Here is a 15,136-nt window from a genome sequence, read left to right on the forward strand (position 1 = left end):
GCGACAATCGGCGCCCGCTTAATCGACCCGTGACCTGAGTGAATTACGAAGAGTTGCTGGCCTTCGCTGGCCGAAACCCGATGCTGTCCGCGGCCCTGGTCGGCCTGACCGTGGCCCTCATCGTCACCGAAATCCGCCGCCTGTTCCGGGGCTACAAGGGCATCAAGCCGGCCGAGCTGACCCACCTGATGAATGCCGGTGGCGCGGTCGTGGTTGATCTGTCGCCCAGCGGTGACTTCGAAAAGGGCCACATCGCCGGCAGCCGCAACGCCCAGGCCAGCGCCTTCGGCGCCGAGCACAAGCTGGTGGCAAACGCCAAGCAGAGCCCGGTGGTCCTGGTGTGCCGCAGCGGCAACGCTTCGGAAACCGCCGCCAAGGCACTGAAGAAGGCCGGCTTCGAAAAGGTGTTCGTGCTGGAAGGCGGCATTCCCGCCTGGCAGCAGGCCGAATTGCCGCTGGTCAAGGGCCGCAACTGATTGCAGGGGATGGCGGAACTGGCCTTGTATGGGCCCGCCGCCGCCCCCATCGCTGTAGTTCGACCATCGTTTTAATCGCATTCATTGGAGTTACTGGAAATGTCCGAAGAGACCACCAACGGCGCCGTTGCGCCGGTCGATGCCGCCACCGGCCCCGCGTTCACCGTCGAGAAGATCTACGTCAAGGACGTTTCCTTCGAATCGCCGAATGCTCCGACCATCTTCAATGACCAGGTCCAGCCGGAACTGCAGCTCAACCTGAACCAGCAGGTGCAGCGCCTGGGCGAGAACGCCTTCGAAGTCGTGCTGGCTGTCACCCTGACCTGCCAGGCCGGTGAGCGCACCGCCTACGTGGCCGAAGTGAAGCAGGCCGGCGTGTTCGGCCTGGTCGGCCTGGACCCGCAGTCGATCGACGTGCTGCTCGGCACCCAGTGCCCGAACATCCTGTTCCCGTACGTGCGCCAGCTGGTCAGCGACCTGATCCAGGCCGGCGGCTTCCCGCCGTTCTTCCTGCAGCCGATCAACTTCGAAGGCCTGTACGCAGAAACCCTGCGCCAGCGCCAGGAGCAGGGCGACGCACCGTCGCTGGCTGACTCCGAGCCGGCCGGCAACGCCTGATCACCGCCGCGACGTCACGGATGAGCACTACCGCTGACAAGATCGCCGTGCTGGGCGCTGGTTCCTGGGGAACCGCGCTGGCCACCCTGCTTGCCCGGCACGGTCACCCGACCGTGCTGTGGGGGCGCGATGCCGCCGTGGTCGAAGCCATCGACCAGCGCCACGAGAACCCGCGCTACCTGCCGGGCATCCCGTTGCCGGACAGCCTGCGTGCGACCACCGACATGGCGGCCGCCCTGCAGGATGCCGCCTGGGTGCTGGTGGTGACGCCGTCGCACGCGTTCAACGAAACCGTGCGTGCGCTGGCACCGCTGCGTCCGGCCGGTGCCGGCGTGGCCTGGGCCACCAAGGGCTTTGAACCCGGTTCGGGCCGCTTCCTGCATGAAGTGGCGCGCGAGATCCTGGGTGACGACGTGCCGCTGGCCGTGGTCACCGGGCCCTCGTTCGCCAAGGAAGTGACCCTGGGCCTGCCCACCGCCATCACCGTGCACGGCGACGTGCCGGAGTTTGCGCAGGCCGTGGCCGAAGCCATGCATGGCCCGGCGTTCCGCGCCTATACGGGCGATGACATGGTCGGTGCCGAGCTGGGCGGCGCGATGAAGAACGTGCTGGCCGTGGCCACCGGCGTGGCCGATGGCATGCAGTTGGGCCTGAACGCCCGCGCCGGCCTCATCACCCGTGGCCTGAACGAGATGCTGCGGCTTGCCGCGGCCATCGGTGCCAAGCCGGAAACCCTGATGGGCCTGGCTGGCCTGGGCGACCTGGTGCTGACCTGCACCGGCGACCTGTCGCGCAACCGTCGCCTGGGCCTGGCCCTGGGCCGTGGGCAGACGCTGCAGGATGCCGTGCGCGAAATCGGCCAGGTGGTGGAATCGGTACAGACCGCCGACGAAGTGATGCGACAGGCGCGCCGCCATGGCATCGACCTGCCGATCTCCGACCGCGTGCGTGCCGTGCTGCACGGCGAACAGACGCCTGCAGAAGGCCTGCGCGCCCTGCTGGCGCGGGAACAGAAACCGGAATACCCGGACACGCTGTTCAAGTGAATCGAAAAGCCCCGGCCACGCGCCGGGGTTTTTTCTGCGGGTTCAACCCGGCGGAATGCCGGCACCGCGTAGAATCCCTCCGTCGCAGCCCACACACCCAAGGACAGGGAATGCAGTCCCGCAACATTGGCCTCTCATGGATGATCGCGCTGCTCGCCGCGTGTTCGCAGGCGCCGGCACCGCAGGCCGGCAGCGAGCCCACGCCCGCCGCTGAAGCCGCAACCGATGCAGCCGCCGCCACCGCCACGGCGGTCGAACCCGAACCCTCCGTTGAAGACGGCGTCGACCCGTCGGTGTGGGACAACGAGGGCGAGCCGGAACACGAAAGCCCCGGCGCGGAACTCACCTGCAAGGACAATCCGCTGGCCACCCAGTTTTTCACCCTGGTGGGCGGCAACACCGTGGATGACTGCGGGCGCAAGGACCCGAAGGTGCTGGCCGCATTCAACGCGCTGATGCAGAACACTGCAGCCGCCGAAGCCAGCAACAAGGAGATCCCCTCGCTGCGCGAACGCCTGCTGAGCGGCCCCAGCGGCCCCGGTGAGCTGGAGACGCTGCAGGGCGAGCCGTGGTGGTTCTACACCGCCTGCCAGGCCCACGATTGCCCGGGGACCGCGCTGGCGATGCTGTATTCGCCCGGGCAGTCGAAGATGGTCGGCCGCCTGACCGCGCGCTGCCGCGTGTGGTGGCTGGGCGAGCCCACGGCCGCACAGCGTGAGCTGATCGAGCAGCGGCGGCCGCTGGACGATGCTGCGTTGACGGAAGACAGCGCGCTCTGCGAGTGACGCAGCGGTGGCGCCGGGTCATGCCCGGCGCACCGCGGGTAGATCAGTCGTGCGGTTCCGTGCGCCACGCCATGCCGGGCGCAGGCCGCATGGCGGTCATGCCCGGCAGCAGGTCCGAGATCCCGGAAAGTTCAGGATGCTGGTGCACGACCCTTTGCATGGAAACGACGCGCGCCTGGGATGGATCGGCTTCGGTGCCATCGAGGAACGCCCAGGAGTGATCATCGGCATAGTGCGTCACGACCAGGACGGGACTGCCGTCCAGCACGGCCTGGCAGGTGATGCACGCTACGTTCGGAGCCTGATCGAATGTCCATTCCATCGTCGCGTTTTCCACGTGCAGGTCGCTCAACCGTCAAGCTGCTCAGCAAGCATTTCAGCCTGCTGCGCGTAGAAGCGGGCTGACACGTCGTTCTTCTGCGTTCTGAACACCGCACTCGCTGCGCGAGCGGCGCTGGCAGCGGTGGTGAAGGCATCGGCGCGATCCTGCCAGGGGTTGTCATCGTTGGATACCAGATCGCCGTCTTTCCAGCGGCCCAGCACAAAGCCGCCCTGATCGTCCCGGCGGGTATCGATGACGCCGATGACCGGCACCCCGTTTTTCAGTTCGCCGTAGAACGCCTCGCCCGCCACCGTCCCATCGCGACGGCGCAACACGCCCAGGCCCGTCGCTTTGCCGCCGGTACAGTCGCCGATCCAATAGGTCGGCCCCGAGGGCAGGGAGCGGGGCGCCTTGAAGCTGCATCCGCTCGCGGGGTCCTTTGCCCAGCCCGCGTCCGGCATTTCCTGGCTGGCGACCGAAGAGGCAAAGGCCAGCGCAAACAGGGCGCTGAGGAGGGCAGGTTTCATGTCAGATCTCCTTTCGACATTCAGCGGCAGGGGTCTTCATCGGGCGAAGCGTTGGGGTAAGGGCAGGGAAGGAAGCCGATGTTGCCCAGCTCGGCAAGATTGGTCTGCATGGCGCCGCCGGGCACCTGCCATCGGCCATCTTCCTTGACCGCGCCAAGCTCGGCGTGCTGTTCGTGGTCGATCAGCCGGGCAAGGAAGGGGAACACCGCGCGCATGTCACTGCGCAGGGCCCACGCGGGAGAATCCACGATGCGATAGCGGTAGCGCACCACGCCGTCTTCGCCGCGGCTGATGCTGGTGATCTGCTTCCGGCCAAAACAGAGGTAGGGCGACGGCGGACTGCCAGGACCGATCGCTTCCAGCTGCAGATAGGGCGTGCCGGTTTCGGTAATGGAAATGCGTGCCTGCGGCGTCACGTTGGCACGGTTCACCACCGGTTCGCGTCGAATGAGGTCGGCGGCGATCAGGGCCTCAATGCCGGGGCTGGCAAGATGTTCCGCGCTTTGCTCGATCGGCCACTCGGGTGCCACCAGCACCGCGCATACCTTCGAGCCGTCCATCTGGGCGCGCAGATCAGCGGTGATGGATGCCGCGTCATCGCGGGTACCGCACGCAGCCAGTACGAGCGGCAACATCGCAGCGCACGCAGTGCGCATCATGGTGCGGCGAACAGGGTGCCTCATGGCGCAGTCTCTCCTTGCGAAATTCCATTTTCCCGCCGCAGGCGACCAGGGATTTGTGAGCTTCGTCGCAAATGCTTTGGCTGTCTTGTTGAATCTAGCATGTCAGGCTCGCGGCCACGGCAAGACCGGCTTCCACTGTGAGGTCTGCCCGCTGTGCAGCGCACCGCTCCGTCTGGAGTCCGGCATACTCGGCGAATGCTGCGCCCAACTGTCGGCATCTCATTCAAGCCGATGTCGCTTTGCGGCGAAGCTTGATTCCAGCGTTTCGGACGACCGCAAAGAAGGAGCGCAACGATGTGCCAGTGGAGCCCTGCCGTTGTCTCCCATTGGGATGGGCTGTTCGACGACGGCATCCGTATGCCGACTGCAGGCGACTTCAGTCTGGTGATCAACCCGCATCTCACCGCCGAGCGCCGCGCAATGGTGATGGTGAATCCGCATGGCAGCACGCGTGCGGCACTGTCTCCCTCCATTGCTTCGGCCCTGGGAATCGCGCCGGACAGTCTGCCGGTGTCACTGCAAGGTCTGCGCGAGGCGCTCGGTGCTGCAGGCGTCGCGATGCACGCGCCCGATGTCATCTACTACGTGGCCGCTGCGGGCGCATCCACGACGCAAGCCGGCACGTTGCCCGAGGTGCGCGTGCTGAGGCCTGACGATGCAGCGCAGTTCGATGGCTTCATGGCACAGGTGCCTGCAGACGACCAGGACGATGCGTCCGTGGAACTGGGGCACTGGGCGACCTTTGGCGCGTTCGTCGAATCGGAGTTGCTGGCGGTCTCCAGCCTCTACCCCTGGGGCGGCGTGGCAATCGCCGATATGGGTGTGCTGACCATGCCGAGCGCGCGCGGAAAGGGCCTGGCAAGGTCGTTGGTGCGCGCGATGATTGAGTACGCCAGCGAGCGCGGACATGAAGCGCAGTACCGCTGCCAGTTCGACAACGTGGCTTCGAATGGCCTTGCAGAGTCCCTCGGGCTGACGGCGTATGGGAGGTGGGAAGTCGCCCGCTCGCCATAGGACTGCCGTGATTGTCGTGCGGCCAACTGTCCGTTCGTCGCGGGAACGGCGCACAGCAGGCGCGAGCGAACTGCCCGGCTTCAACCAGGCCCGGGAAGGTCCATGTTGGCCGCGTGGAACATCCTCGAAACGCGCGCCGCGTAAGCACGTGCACTGGGCATTCGAATCTTCCTCAGGTAGGCGGTGATGTCAGACGATTCGTCACGCAGGACCAGGTACTCGACCAGGTGGCCAATGGGCATATGCAGGGTGGCCGCTTCATTGACGATATTGTCCGCACCGCCCTCTGCTTCAGAGAAGGCAACGAGCTTCTGCGCGATGTAGTTGAACGTCTGGAGGCGTTCGGTTGTGATCAGCTCACGCAATGCGATGGGCGTGGTACCGGCGTGCTCCAGCCAGCCTTCATGCAGGGCTACGATCACCGGCTCCACGGCAGCGTCATGGTCGAAGCGTTGGTGCTCGAGATGCGCGTCCAGCGCGAGTATGTAGTCGCGATAGACAGCAGAGGCGAGCAGATCCTTCAGCGTCATGGGACATGACCTTGGAAAAACTCCGGTTATAGCGAAACGGGTCGCCATGGGCAAAGCCCCCGCACTGTGGTTCGGGGATAATGCGCGCAACCGGGGCCCGTGGGTCCGTCTGACAGGGAGTCGGATCTTCGAGCCGTACTGCACGTAACCGGGCGCATCGTCACCCACGTTCACCCCGCAGCGGCGAGAATGCATCACCGGGCACGCGTTGATGCGTGCCATTCACTGCCCGCAGGATCGCGAAGATGTCCAACACTCCCTTTGGCGAATCGTCATGCGCTGCCGCCGCCAGTGGCTGCGTCGAGGTTCGCGGTGCGCGCGAGCACAATCTCAAGAACATCGATGTCTCCATTCCGCGAAACGCACTGGTGGTGTTCTCCGGCGTCTCCGGCTCCGGCAAGTCATCGCTGGCCTTCGGCACCGTGTATGCGGAGGCGCAGCGACGCTACTTCGAGTCCGTCGCACCTTATGCGCGGCGCCTGATCGACCAGGCGGGCGTGCCCGACGTGGATGCCATCGACGGCTTGCCGCCGGCGGTGGCGCTGCAGCAGCAGCGCGGTGCCAGCAATGCGCGCTCATCGGTGGGCAGCGTGACCACGCTGTCCAGCCTGGTACGCATGATGTATTCGCGCGCCGGGTCCTACCCGGCCAACCAGCCCATGCTGTACGCCGAGGACTTTTCACCCAATACGCCGCAGGGCGCCTGCAGCACCTGCCACGGCCTTGGCCACGTGTATGAGGTGACCGAGGCGCTGATGGTGCCGGATCCTTCCCTCAGCATCCGTGAGCGGGCCATCGCTTCCTGGCCACCGGCCTGGCACGGCCAGAACCTGCGCGACATCCTGGTCACGCTGGGCTACGACATCGACGTGCCGTGGAAGACGCTGCCAAAGAGAGCCCGCGACTGGATCCTGTTCACCGAGGAGGCGCCGAGCGTGCCGGTCTATGCGGGCTTCACCCCCGCCGAGACCCGTGCCGCGCTCAAGCGCAAGCAGGAGCCCAGCTACATGGGCACCTACACCGGCGCGCGCCGCTACGTGCTGCACACGTTTGCCAATACCCAGAGCGCACTGATGCGCAAGCGCGTGTCCCGCTACATGGAGGGCAGGCTGTGCCCGGCCTGCAAGGGCAAGCGGCTGAAACCCGAGGCACTCTCGGTCACCTTCGCGGGCGTGGATATCGGCGAGTTCATGCGGCTGCCGTTGGACCAACTGGCGGACCTGCTGCAGCCGGTTGCCGACGGTGATTTCAGTGCATACAGCACGCGTGCCCGCGCGGGCCGGAAGGCAGCGCTGTCGGAAGAGAAACAGCTTGCGGCGCAGCGCCTCGCAGGCGGGGTGATGGCGCGCGTGCGCCAGCTGCGTGGCCTGGGCCTGGGCTACCTGTCACTGGATCGCGCGACGCCGACGCTGTCGGCCGGCGAACTGCAGCGCCTGCGGCTGGCCACGCAGTTGAGCTCGCTGCTGTTTGGTGTGCTGTACGTGCTCGATGAGCCATCGGCGGGCCTGCACCCGGCCGACAGCCAGGCGCTGTACGACGCGCTGGAGCGGCTGCGTGACGGTGGCAACTCGGTGTTCGTGGTCGAACACGATCTGGAGCTGATGCGTCGCGCGCAATGGCTGGTGGATGTGGGGCCGGAGGCGGGCGAGCACGGCGGGCGCGTCCTCTACAGCGGTGAGCCGGATGGACTGCGCCAGGTCGAGGATTCCCGGACGGCGCTGTATCTGTTCGATCGGGTGGCGGCGCCTGCCAGCCGGCAGCGCAGTGCCGGGAGCTGGCTGGAGCTGAAGGACATCCACCGGCACAACCTGAAGGGCGTGGACGCGCAGGTGCCGCTGGGCGTGCTGACCGCAGTGACCGGGATCTCCGGTTCGGGCAAGTCGAGCCTGATGGCGCAGGCGTTGCCCGAGCTGGTGCTGCTGCACCTGGGCCACGAGCCTGCGGAAGACACTGCAGATGCGCCGCCGACCGATGGTCCCACGGTGATCGAGGCAACACGCGGCCGGCTGGCCGGAGACGTGGATGCCCTGCAACGCGTTGTGCAGGTGGACCAGAAGCCCATCGGCCGTACGCCGCGATCCAACCTGGCGACCTACACCGGGCTGTTTGACCACGTGCGCAAGCTGTTCGCCGCGACGCCCACCGCGCGCCGCCGCCGCTTCGACGCCGGTCGCTTCTCGTTCAACGTGGCCAAGGGACGCTGCGAAACCTGCGAAGGCGAGGGTTTCGTCAGCGTCGAACTGCTGTTCATGCCCAGCGTCTATGCGCCGTGCCCCACCTGCCATGGGGCGCGCTACAACGAGGCCACGCTGAAGGTGCTGTGGAAGGACCGCAACATCGCCGAGGTGCTGCAGATGACAGTGGACGAGGCGCACGCGTTCTTCAGCGAGGAAGAGGCCATTGCGCGCCCGCTGCACCTGCTGCGGGACATCGGCCTGGGCTACCTGCGGCTGGGCCAGCCTGCCACCGAGCTCTCGGGTGGCGAAGCACAACGCATCAAGCTGGCCACCGAACTGCAGCGCAGCCAGCGCGGCCGCAGCCTGTACGTGCTGGATGAGCCCACCACGGGCCTGCACGCTTCGGACGCGGACCGGCTGATGGTCCAGCTGCAGCGCCTGGTGGATGCGGGAAACACGGTGGTGATGATCGAGCACGACATGCGCGCGGTCGCGCAGGCGGACTGGGTGATCGACGTCGGCCCGGGTGCCGGCGGGGCGGGCGGCACCATTGTGGCGAAAGGCACGCCGCACCAGGTCGCTCGGGCCAAGGGCAGCAGGACCGCACCCTTCCTTGCGAGCGAGCTGAAGCGAAGCGGCTGAGGCGAGGGCCGCGCGCTGGACGGCGCGCACCTCCACAGCGGTATGGCCATCGGCCAACAGTACATAACCACTGGGCATTTCTGCATTGGGGCGCGAGCGGGGTTAATGAATGTGCAATGTCTGGCGCGCCCGTCGTGGCGCGCAGGCAGCGCTTCCCCCACTACCCGTACGCCCCACGATGACGACAGCTCGTTCCTCACTTCGCCCGCGATTGCTGGCGTTGGCGGTGTTGCTTGCCACCGCGTCCCCCGCACTTCATGCGCAGTCCACCACCGGCGCGATCGCCGGCCTGGCCCCTCCCTCCGCGCAGCGCATCTTCGTCCGCAGCGATACCGGCCTCACCCGCGAGGTGACGGTGGATGCGCGCGGCCGCTACACCATCAGCCAGCTGCCGCTGGGCCGCTACTCCGTGGAGGCGCGCGACGCCGACGGCAAGGTGCTGCAGACCCGCGAGGGCGTTGCGCTGACGGTGGGCACCAGCACTGAAGTGTCGTTCGGCGAGGTGACCCGCCTGGATGGCGTGCAGGTCAGCGCCGATCGCGCGGCCGCCGCAATCGACGTCAGCAGCGTGGATTCGCGCACGGTGATCACCGCCGAACAGCTGCAGCGCCTGCCGCTGGGCCGCTCGGCCGAAGCCATCGCCCAGCTTGCGCCGGGCGTGGTCGGCAACGGTGGCAACGGCAGCTACGCCGGCCCGACCGGTGCGCAGCTGGTCAGCTTCGGCGGTTCGTCGGCGGCCGAGAACGCGTACTACATCAACGGCTTCAACAGCACCGATCCGCTGCGCGGCCTGGGCGGCCTGACGCTGCCCTATGGCAGCATCGACCAGCAGGAAATCTACACCGGCGGCTACAGCGCCAAGTACGGTCGTTCCGATGGCGGCGTCATCAACGCCGTCGGCAAGCGTGGCACCAATGACTGGCACTTCGGTGGACAGTTCACCTGGGGACCTGCCTCCACGCGCTCTGACAAGGACGACGTGCGCTATCCCGGCAACGGTGCGCTGTATTCGCCGGAGAGCAAGGACCGCGAGTGGGTGACCACGCAGAGCATCTACGCCGGCGGCCCGCTGATCGAAGACACGCTGTTCTTCTTCGGCTCCTACGAACTGGAGCGCCGCGAAGGCACCGACGTCAAGAACGTCGAGGCGACCAACTCCTACTCGAAGTATGAGTACAACCGTCCGCGCTGGTACGCCAAGCTGGACTGGAACATCACCGACAACCACCTGCTGGAACTGACCGGCGCCTCCAGCCGCAACGTGTTCCGCGGCGACATCTTCGCCTACGACTACGACACGCTGACCCGTGGCGCGCAGCGCGGCAAGGAAGACACCACCAAGACCGGCGGCGACCTGTGGACGGCCAAGTACACAGGCTACCTGACCGACCGGCTGACGGTGAGTGCACAGTACGGCGAGATGAAGACCGATGACTACATCGGCAACCCGGCCTACGACGGCGGCCTGACCTACATCAACAGTGCCAACCTGCAGAATCCGGCACTCAATGGTGGCACGCCGATCACCAACGCGCAGACCACCTCGCTGCTGGTCGATCCCGCGCGCGGCAACCGCAGCAACAACCTGCGGCTGGATGCGAACTATGTGCTGGGTGATCACAGCATCACGGTGGGCATCGACAACCAGAACGCCCGCGCGCTCAACCGTGGCTCGGTGGCATCGGCCGATGGCTACTACTGGATCTACGGCCAGTCGAACCCGAACGTGCCGATCAACACCGGCCTGGGCGTGCCGGCCACCGGTGGCATCCGCAATGGCCAGGACGGCTACTACGTGCGCCAGTACATCTACAGTGCACTGGCCTCGGTGCGCGCCTCGCAGCGTGCGCAGTACATCGAGGACAACTGGCAGGTGACCGACCGCCTGCTGCTGAACCTGGGCCTGCGCCTGGACCAGTTCACCAACTACAACCGCGATGGCGACGCCTACATCAAGCAGACAAGCGGGCAGTGGGCGCCGCGCTTGGGCTTCAGCTGGGATGTCGGCGGCGACGGCCGCTTCAAGGTGTTCGGCAACGTGGGCCGCTACTACCTCGCACTGCCGCTGAACCCGGCGTTCAACGCGGCCGGTGCAACGCTGGCGACGTCCACCTACTACACCTACGGCGGCATCGACAGCAACGGCTACCCGACCGACCTCACCGCGTTCTCCGATGCGGTGTCATCCAACAACAACTACGGCCTGCTGCCGGATGCAAGGACGGTGGCCACCTCCGGCATCAAGCCCTCCTTCCAGGATGAGTTCATCCTCGGCTTCACCAAGGCACTGGGGCAGGACTGGGTGTACGGCGCGAAGGCGACCTACCGCGTGCTCCGCAGTGGCGTGGACGACTACTGCGATATCGATGCGGTGCTCGGCAAGGCCAGCAGCCTTGGCTACAACGTCACCAAGGACAGCAATCCGGTCAGCTGCTGGCTGATCAACCCGGGCCGTGCCAACACCTTCAACCTGGTCGATACCAGCGGCAACTACGTGAGCGTGCCGCTGACCAATGCCGAGATGGGCTTCCCGAAGTTCAAGCGCAACTACTACGCGGTGAACCTGTCGCTGGAACACCCGTTCGATGGCCGCTGGTATGGCCGCGCCGACTACACCTGGTCGCGCAGCTACGGCACCACCGAAGGCCAGCTGCTGTCGGGCATCGGCCAGACTGCAGTGTCGACCACGCAGGCCTGGGATTACGCCCAGCTGATGGAGCACACCAACGGACCGCAGAGCAACGACCACACCCACCAGTTCAAGCTGCATGGCTACTACCAGCTGACGCCGGAATGGCTGCTCTCGGCCAACGTGCGGGTGATTTCGGGTACGCCGTTCAGCGCGCTGGGTTCCTATGGCCCGGACTTCGAGGATCCTTCCGGCTACGGCATCGCCTACCACTTCTACAACGGCCAGCCGGCGCCTCCGGGCAGCCAGGGGCGGCTGCCGTGGCTGAAGCAGCTGGACCTGGGCGTGTCCTACCGCCCGGCCGCGGCCGAGGGCCGGCTGGGCTTCAACCTGGATGTATTCAACGTGTTCAACAGCCAGGTGGCGCTGTGGAAGTCGCCGTACTCCGAGCTGGACCCGGGGCAGCCTGACCCGCTGTACGGGGCGGCGACGGTGCGGCAGGCGCCGCGCTCGCTGCGGGTGAGCGTGAGCTACGACTACTGAGGGAGAAATGCGTCTGGGTAGGGGAGGGAGCCCCTGCCCGAACGCGAACGGAGAGATCGGGTGCAGGCCCTGTGCGGGCATGGCACCATCCGACGAACGGCAGGCACGATCCTGGTGCGTGGTGAACGCAGCCATCTGCCCATCTTCGAGTGGAAGGAACCCCGGTGCGCGAGAGAGTCATCCGCTTCAATGAAGCCCAGGCGAAGCGATTCTGTACCCGGTTGTGGCTTGAGCTGACCGTGGCAGCCTGTGAGCAGGCCCCCGAACTGGGAGCGGCGCTGCGGAGTGCACTGGATCGGGCGGTGGACGCTTCGGAAGACGTCAATGATGCCCCGCATCCATAAGTCGACCGTACTCCGCCTGAGCATTGCAGGCGCCATCCTTCTGGCCGGCGTGGTCGCCTATCCGCTCGCTTGGGACAGCTGGCAGTCCCAACGTCCCCAGGAGCGCGAATTCGTCGCTGCGGATGACCTCGACCAGCAGGCCATCGTGAGGGCGCTGCTGATCCGGGAACGGGCCCGCGCCTGTCCCACTGCGGCGACCTGCCCGCCCCCCCTCATCCACTTTGACCGACGCGCCGCAACGCTTCGGCCCATCGGTGCGCCCGGTGCATGGGCGGCGTACGAGATCCGGACCTTGGAGCCGGAGGGGGCTTTGCGGGACAACGGCGATGCGTCACTGCCGCCGCCGCTGGACGAACTGCTGAGGCGGCTGGTGCAGCGCACGGAGGTCAATGCAGACCCGGCATTGCCGGGCATCATCTATGTCAGCGACCCCGCACTCCTGCCGCCGCTGGGCACACCCCACGCCTGCGACGGGCCGAGGGGGCCGATGCTGGTGAGGATCAGCAGGGCGGCCGTGCAGGCCTCACAGGGGGTGGCACTGGCGCTTGTGGTGCCGACCTACTGTGATCGAAGTGGGAACACGTGGGTGGCGAGGCTGCAGCGAAATGGCACGCAGTGGCAGGTTGTCGAGTAGCCCAGCTCTACCGTGGTCGGACGTCCCGTGTAGAGCCGAGCCCATGCTCGGCTGCGATAAGTCGGATGCAATGCAGCCGAGCGTGGGCTCGGCTCTACCGTCATCACCGCCCGGCCAGCTCCTCGCGCACGATCTGTGCGCCGGCACTGAGCGCCCGCAGCTTGCCGCGTGCCACCTCACGCGACAGCGGCGCCATGCCGCAGTTGGTGCAGGGGTAGAGCTTGTCGGCATCAACGAACTGCAGCGCCTTGCGCAGGGTGTTGGCCACTTCTTCCGGCGTTTCCACCGTGCTGGACGCCACGTCGATGGCACCGACCATCACCTTCTTGCCGCGCACCAGCTCGATCAGGTCGATGGGCACGTGCGAGTTGTGGCATTCCAGCGAGATGAGGTCGATGCTGGACTGCTGCAGCTTCGGGAAAGACTCTTCGTACTGCCGCCATTCCGAGCCCAGCGTCTGCTTCCAGTCGGTGTTGGCCTTGATGCCATAGCCGTAGCAGATGTGCACGGCGGTTTCGCACTTCAGCCCTTCGATCGCGCGCTCCAGGGTCGCCACGCCCCAGTCGTTCACCTCGTCGAAGAACACGTTGAAGGCGGGTTCGTCGAACTGGATGATGTCCACGCCTGCGGCTTCCAGCTCCTTCGCTTCCTCGTTGAGGATCTTCGCGAATTCCCAGGCCAGCTTCTCGCGGCTCTTGTAGTGCGCGTCGTACAGCGTGTCGATCATGGTCATCGGGCCGGGCAGCGCCCACTTGATCGGCTGTGCGGTCTGCCGGCGCAGGAACTTCGCATCCTCGACGAATACGGATTTCGGACGGCTGACCGCACCGACCACGGTCGGCACGCTGGCGTCGTAGCGGTTGCGGATGCGCACGGTCTCGCGCTTGTCGAAGTCGACGCCGTCGAGGTGTTCGATGAAGGTGGTGACGAAATGCTGCCGTGTCTGCTCGCCGTCGCTGACGATGTCGATGCCGGCGTGCTGCTGTTCCTGCAGGGACAGGCGCAGCGCGTCGTGCTTGCCTTCGGTCAGTGCGTCATCCTGCAGCTTCCAGGGCGACCAGAGCTTTTCGGGCTCGGCGAGCCAGGAGGGCTTGGGCAGGCTGCCGGCGGTGGAGGTGGGCAGTAGTTTCTTCATCGTGTGTGGGGTCTTGTGTCCTGGGGGAGGGAGATGCGATGGATCAGCGGGCAGCCCACTGCTCGAGCACGGCGCGGTAGGGCTTGATGAAGTGCTCTTCGGTGAACCTGCCCTGCTTGACCGCCAGCTGGCTGCGCTCTTCCCGGTCGTAGACGATGCGGGTGGACGAGTAGTCCTGGTGCTTCAGGCTGGGCTGGTAGACCTTGCCGGCCACCGAGTTGGCGTTGTAGATCTCCGGGCGGTAGATCTTCTGGAACGCTTCCATGGTGCTGATGGTGCCGATCAGTTCCAGGTTCGAGTAATCGCCCAGCAGGTCGCCCTGGAAATAGAACGCCAGCGGTGCAACGCTGCCCGGCGGCATGAAGTAGCGCACCTGCAGGCCCATCTTGTCGAAGTACTGGTCGGTGGGCGAGAACTCGCCCTGGCGGTACTCCACGCCCAGGATGGGATGGTGGTTCTCGGTGCGGTGGTAGGTCTTGCTGCTGGACACGCTGATGCAGATCACCGGTGCCTTGCTGAAGTTGGCGCGGTAGGCATCCGATTCCAGGAAGTGCTTGAACAGCTTGCCGTGCAGGTCGCCAAAGCCTTCGGGAATGCCGAACGTCGCCTTGCCCTCGTTGCTGGCCGGCAGCACGATGCTGAAATCGTAGTCGCGCACGTAGGACGAGAAATTGTTGCCGACGATGCCGTCGGTGCGCGTGCCGGTGTGCGTGTCGACGATGGTCGGGCGCAGCACTTCGATCAGCGGAAACGGATCGCTGCCTTCATCGCCATCGACGTGCATCTCCACCGAGATGATGTCCAGCTCGACCGCGTAGCGATCCGCGCTGGGGTTGTCCCAGTGCGCCAGATCGTTGAAGCGGTTGTTGATCATGCCGATCGTGTTGCGCAGGTTTTCCTGGCGCGAGGCGCCGCGGGCCAGGTTGGCGAAGTTGGTGGTGATGCGCGTGCCGTCGGCCGGCTGGTAATCCTCGTTGAAGGGGATGCGGGTGATGCGGAAGGTGAAGGCGTCGGTGGTCATGGGCGGCGTT

The 15,136-nt window shown here is 66.1% G+C and carries 14 protein-coding genes; 8 read left to right on the forward strand and 6 right to left on the reverse strand.

Annotation, left to right across the window (positions count from 1 at the left end; translation table 11 throughout):
- Window positions 1-38: 38 nt before the first annotated feature.
- The 4 genes from QMZ26_RS06535 (at window position 39) to QMZ26_RS06550 (ending at window position 2,925) form a co-directional block, all read left to right on the forward strand.
- On the forward strand, window positions 39-476 hold the full coding sequence (locus QMZ26_RS06535) for a rhodanese-like domain-containing protein (protein WP_079224699.1): 438 nt from the start codon (window positions 39-41) through the stop codon (window positions 474-476).
- Window positions 477-575: 99 nt separating this feature from the next.
- Entirely contained in the window at window positions 576-1,094 is a 519-nt protein-coding gene (gene secB / locus QMZ26_RS06540) for a protein-export chaperone SecB (protein WP_108763643.1), read from the forward strand.
- Between the two features lie 20 nt (window positions 1,095-1,114).
- On the forward strand, window positions 1,115-2,140 hold the full coding sequence (locus QMZ26_RS06545) for an NAD(P)H-dependent glycerol-3-phosphate dehydrogenase (RefSeq protein ID WP_283220947.1): 1,026 nt from the start codon (window positions 1,115-1,117) through the stop codon (window positions 2,138-2,140).
- A gap of 110 nt (window positions 2,141-2,250) precedes the next feature.
- Window positions 2,251-2,925: an Ivy family c-type lysozyme inhibitor gene (locus QMZ26_RS06550; RefSeq protein ID WP_283220948.1), complete on the forward strand. Its 675-nt coding sequence runs from the start codon at window positions 2,251-2,253 to the stop codon at window positions 2,923-2,925.
- Between the two features lie 43 nt (window positions 2,926-2,968).
- Here QMZ26_RS06550 and QMZ26_RS06555 read toward each other — a convergent pair whose 3' ends face one another.
- From QMZ26_RS06555 to QMZ26_RS06565, 3 genes are read right to left on the reverse strand one after another with little or no spacing between them, the layout of a single operon-like run.
- The gene (locus QMZ26_RS06555) at window positions 2,969-3,277 is read right to left on the reverse strand and encodes a hypothetical protein (RefSeq protein WP_283220949.1); all 309 of its coding nucleotides are present in this window, start codon (window positions 3,275-3,277) and stop codon (window positions 2,969-2,971) included.
- Complete coding sequence (locus QMZ26_RS06560) at window positions 3,274-3,774, reverse strand: hypothetical protein (protein ID WP_283220950.1); 501 nt, start codon at window positions 3,772-3,774, stop codon at window positions 3,274-3,276. Before QMZ26_RS06560 ends, QMZ26_RS06555 begins: the two co-directional genes overlap by 4 nt.
- Window positions 3,775-3,794: 20 nt before the next feature.
- Window positions 3,795-4,433, reverse strand: a complete 639-nt coding sequence (locus QMZ26_RS06565; RefSeq protein WP_283220951.1) for a hypothetical protein — start codon at window positions 4,431-4,433, stop codon at window positions 3,795-3,797.
- 318 nt (window positions 4,434-4,751) lie between these two features.
- Here QMZ26_RS06565 and QMZ26_RS06570 point away from each other — a divergent pair, with 318 nt between their 5' ends.
- Window positions 4,752-5,471, forward strand: coding sequence for a GNAT family N-acetyltransferase (locus QMZ26_RS06570; RefSeq protein ID WP_283220952.1), 720 nt, complete (start codon window positions 4,752-4,754; stop codon window positions 5,469-5,471).
- Between the two features lie 80 nt (window positions 5,472-5,551).
- On the opposite strand, the gene QMZ26_RS06575 is transcribed toward QMZ26_RS06570, so the two are convergent.
- Complete coding sequence (locus QMZ26_RS06575; RefSeq protein WP_283220953.1) at window positions 5,552-6,001, reverse strand: hypothetical protein; 450 nt, start codon at window positions 5,999-6,001, stop codon at window positions 5,552-5,554.
- Window positions 6,002-6,246: 245 nt separating this feature from the next.
- On the opposite strand from QMZ26_RS06575, the gene QMZ26_RS06580 reads away from it, so the two are divergent.
- From QMZ26_RS06580 to QMZ26_RS06590, 3 genes are all read left to right on the forward strand, one after another.
- Window positions 6,247-8,820, forward strand: a complete 2,574-nt coding sequence (locus QMZ26_RS06580; RefSeq protein ID WP_283220954.1) for an excinuclease ABC subunit UvrA — start codon at window positions 6,247-6,249, stop codon at window positions 8,818-8,820.
- A gap of 178 nt (window positions 8,821-8,998) precedes the next feature.
- Window positions 8,999-11,992, forward strand: a complete 2,994-nt coding sequence (locus QMZ26_RS06585; protein ID WP_283220955.1) for a TonB-dependent receptor — start codon at window positions 8,999-9,001, stop codon at window positions 11,990-11,992.
- A gap of 324 nt (window positions 11,993-12,316) precedes the next feature.
- On the forward strand, window positions 12,317-12,970 hold the full coding sequence (locus QMZ26_RS06590) for a hypothetical protein (RefSeq protein ID WP_283220956.1): 654 nt from the start codon (window positions 12,317-12,319) through the stop codon (window positions 12,968-12,970).
- 103 nt (window positions 12,971-13,073) lie between these two features.
- Here QMZ26_RS06590 and QMZ26_RS06595 read toward each other — a convergent pair whose 3' ends face one another.
- Together QMZ26_RS06595 and QMZ26_RS06600 are read right to left on the reverse strand one after the other, a co-directional pair.
- Window positions 13,074-14,105: a methionine synthase gene (locus tag QMZ26_RS06595; RefSeq protein WP_200732257.1), complete on the reverse strand. Its 1,032-nt coding sequence runs from the start codon at window positions 14,103-14,105 to the stop codon at window positions 13,074-13,076.
- A gap of 43 nt (window positions 14,106-14,148) precedes the next feature.
- Complete coding sequence (locus QMZ26_RS06600) at window positions 14,149-15,126, reverse strand: DUF1852 domain-containing protein (RefSeq protein WP_283220957.1); 978 nt, start codon at window positions 15,124-15,126, stop codon at window positions 14,149-14,151.
- Window positions 15,127-15,136: the final 10 nt, after the last annotated feature.

It is taken from the genome of Stenotrophomonas sp. PFBMAA-4 (assembly GCF_030053215.1).
In the GTDB taxonomy this organism is placed as follows: domain Bacteria; phylum Pseudomonadota; class Gammaproteobacteria; order Xanthomonadales; family Xanthomonadaceae; genus Stenotrophomonas.

What these genes read in the sequence shown, in the direction of transcription:
- secB (WP_108763643.1), top strand. Translation starts at nt 576, where the DNA reads ATGTCCGAAGAGACCACCAACGGCGCCGTTGCGCCGGTCGATGCCGCC.
- QMZ26_RS06545 (WP_283220947.1), top strand. Translation starts at nt 1,115, where the DNA reads ATGAGCACTACCGCTGACAAGATCGCCGTGCTGGGCGCTGGTTCCTGG.
- QMZ26_RS06550 (WP_283220948.1), top strand. Translation starts at nt 2,251, where the DNA reads ATGCAGTCCCGCAACATTGGCCTCTCATGGATGATCGCGCTGCTCGCC.
- QMZ26_RS06560 (WP_283220950.1), bottom strand. Translation starts at nt 3,774, where the DNA reads ATGAAACCTGCCCTCCTCAGCGCCCTGTTTGCGCTGGCCTTTGCCTCT.
- QMZ26_RS06565 (WP_283220951.1), bottom strand. Translation starts at nt 4,433, where the DNA reads ATGATGCGCACTGCGTGCGCTGCGATGTTGCCGCTCGTACTGGCTGCG.
- QMZ26_RS06570 (WP_283220952.1), top strand. Translation starts at nt 4,752, where the DNA reads ATGTGCCAGTGGAGCCCTGCCGTTGTCTCCCATTGGGATGGGCTGTTC.
- QMZ26_RS06575 (WP_283220953.1), bottom strand. Translation starts at nt 6,001, where the DNA reads ATGACGCTGAAGGATCTGCTCGCCTCTGCTGTCTATCGCGACTACATA.
- QMZ26_RS06580 (WP_283220954.1), top strand. Translation starts at nt 6,247, where the DNA reads ATGTCCAACACTCCCTTTGGCGAATCGTCATGCGCTGCCGCCGCCAGT.
- QMZ26_RS06585 (WP_283220955.1), top strand. Translation starts at nt 8,999, where the DNA reads ATGACGACAGCTCGTTCCTCACTTCGCCCGCGATTGCTGGCGTTGGCG.
- QMZ26_RS06590 (WP_283220956.1), top strand. Translation starts at nt 12,317, where the DNA reads ATGATGCCCCGCATCCATAAGTCGACCGTACTCCGCCTGAGCATTGCA.
- QMZ26_RS06595 (WP_200732257.1), bottom strand. Translation starts at nt 14,105, where the DNA reads ATGAAGAAACTACTGCCCACCTCCACCGCCGGCAGCCTGCCCAAGCCC.
- QMZ26_RS06600 (WP_283220957.1), bottom strand. Translation starts at nt 15,126, where the DNA reads ATGACCACCGACGCCTTCACCTTCCGCATCACCCGCATCCCCTTCAAC.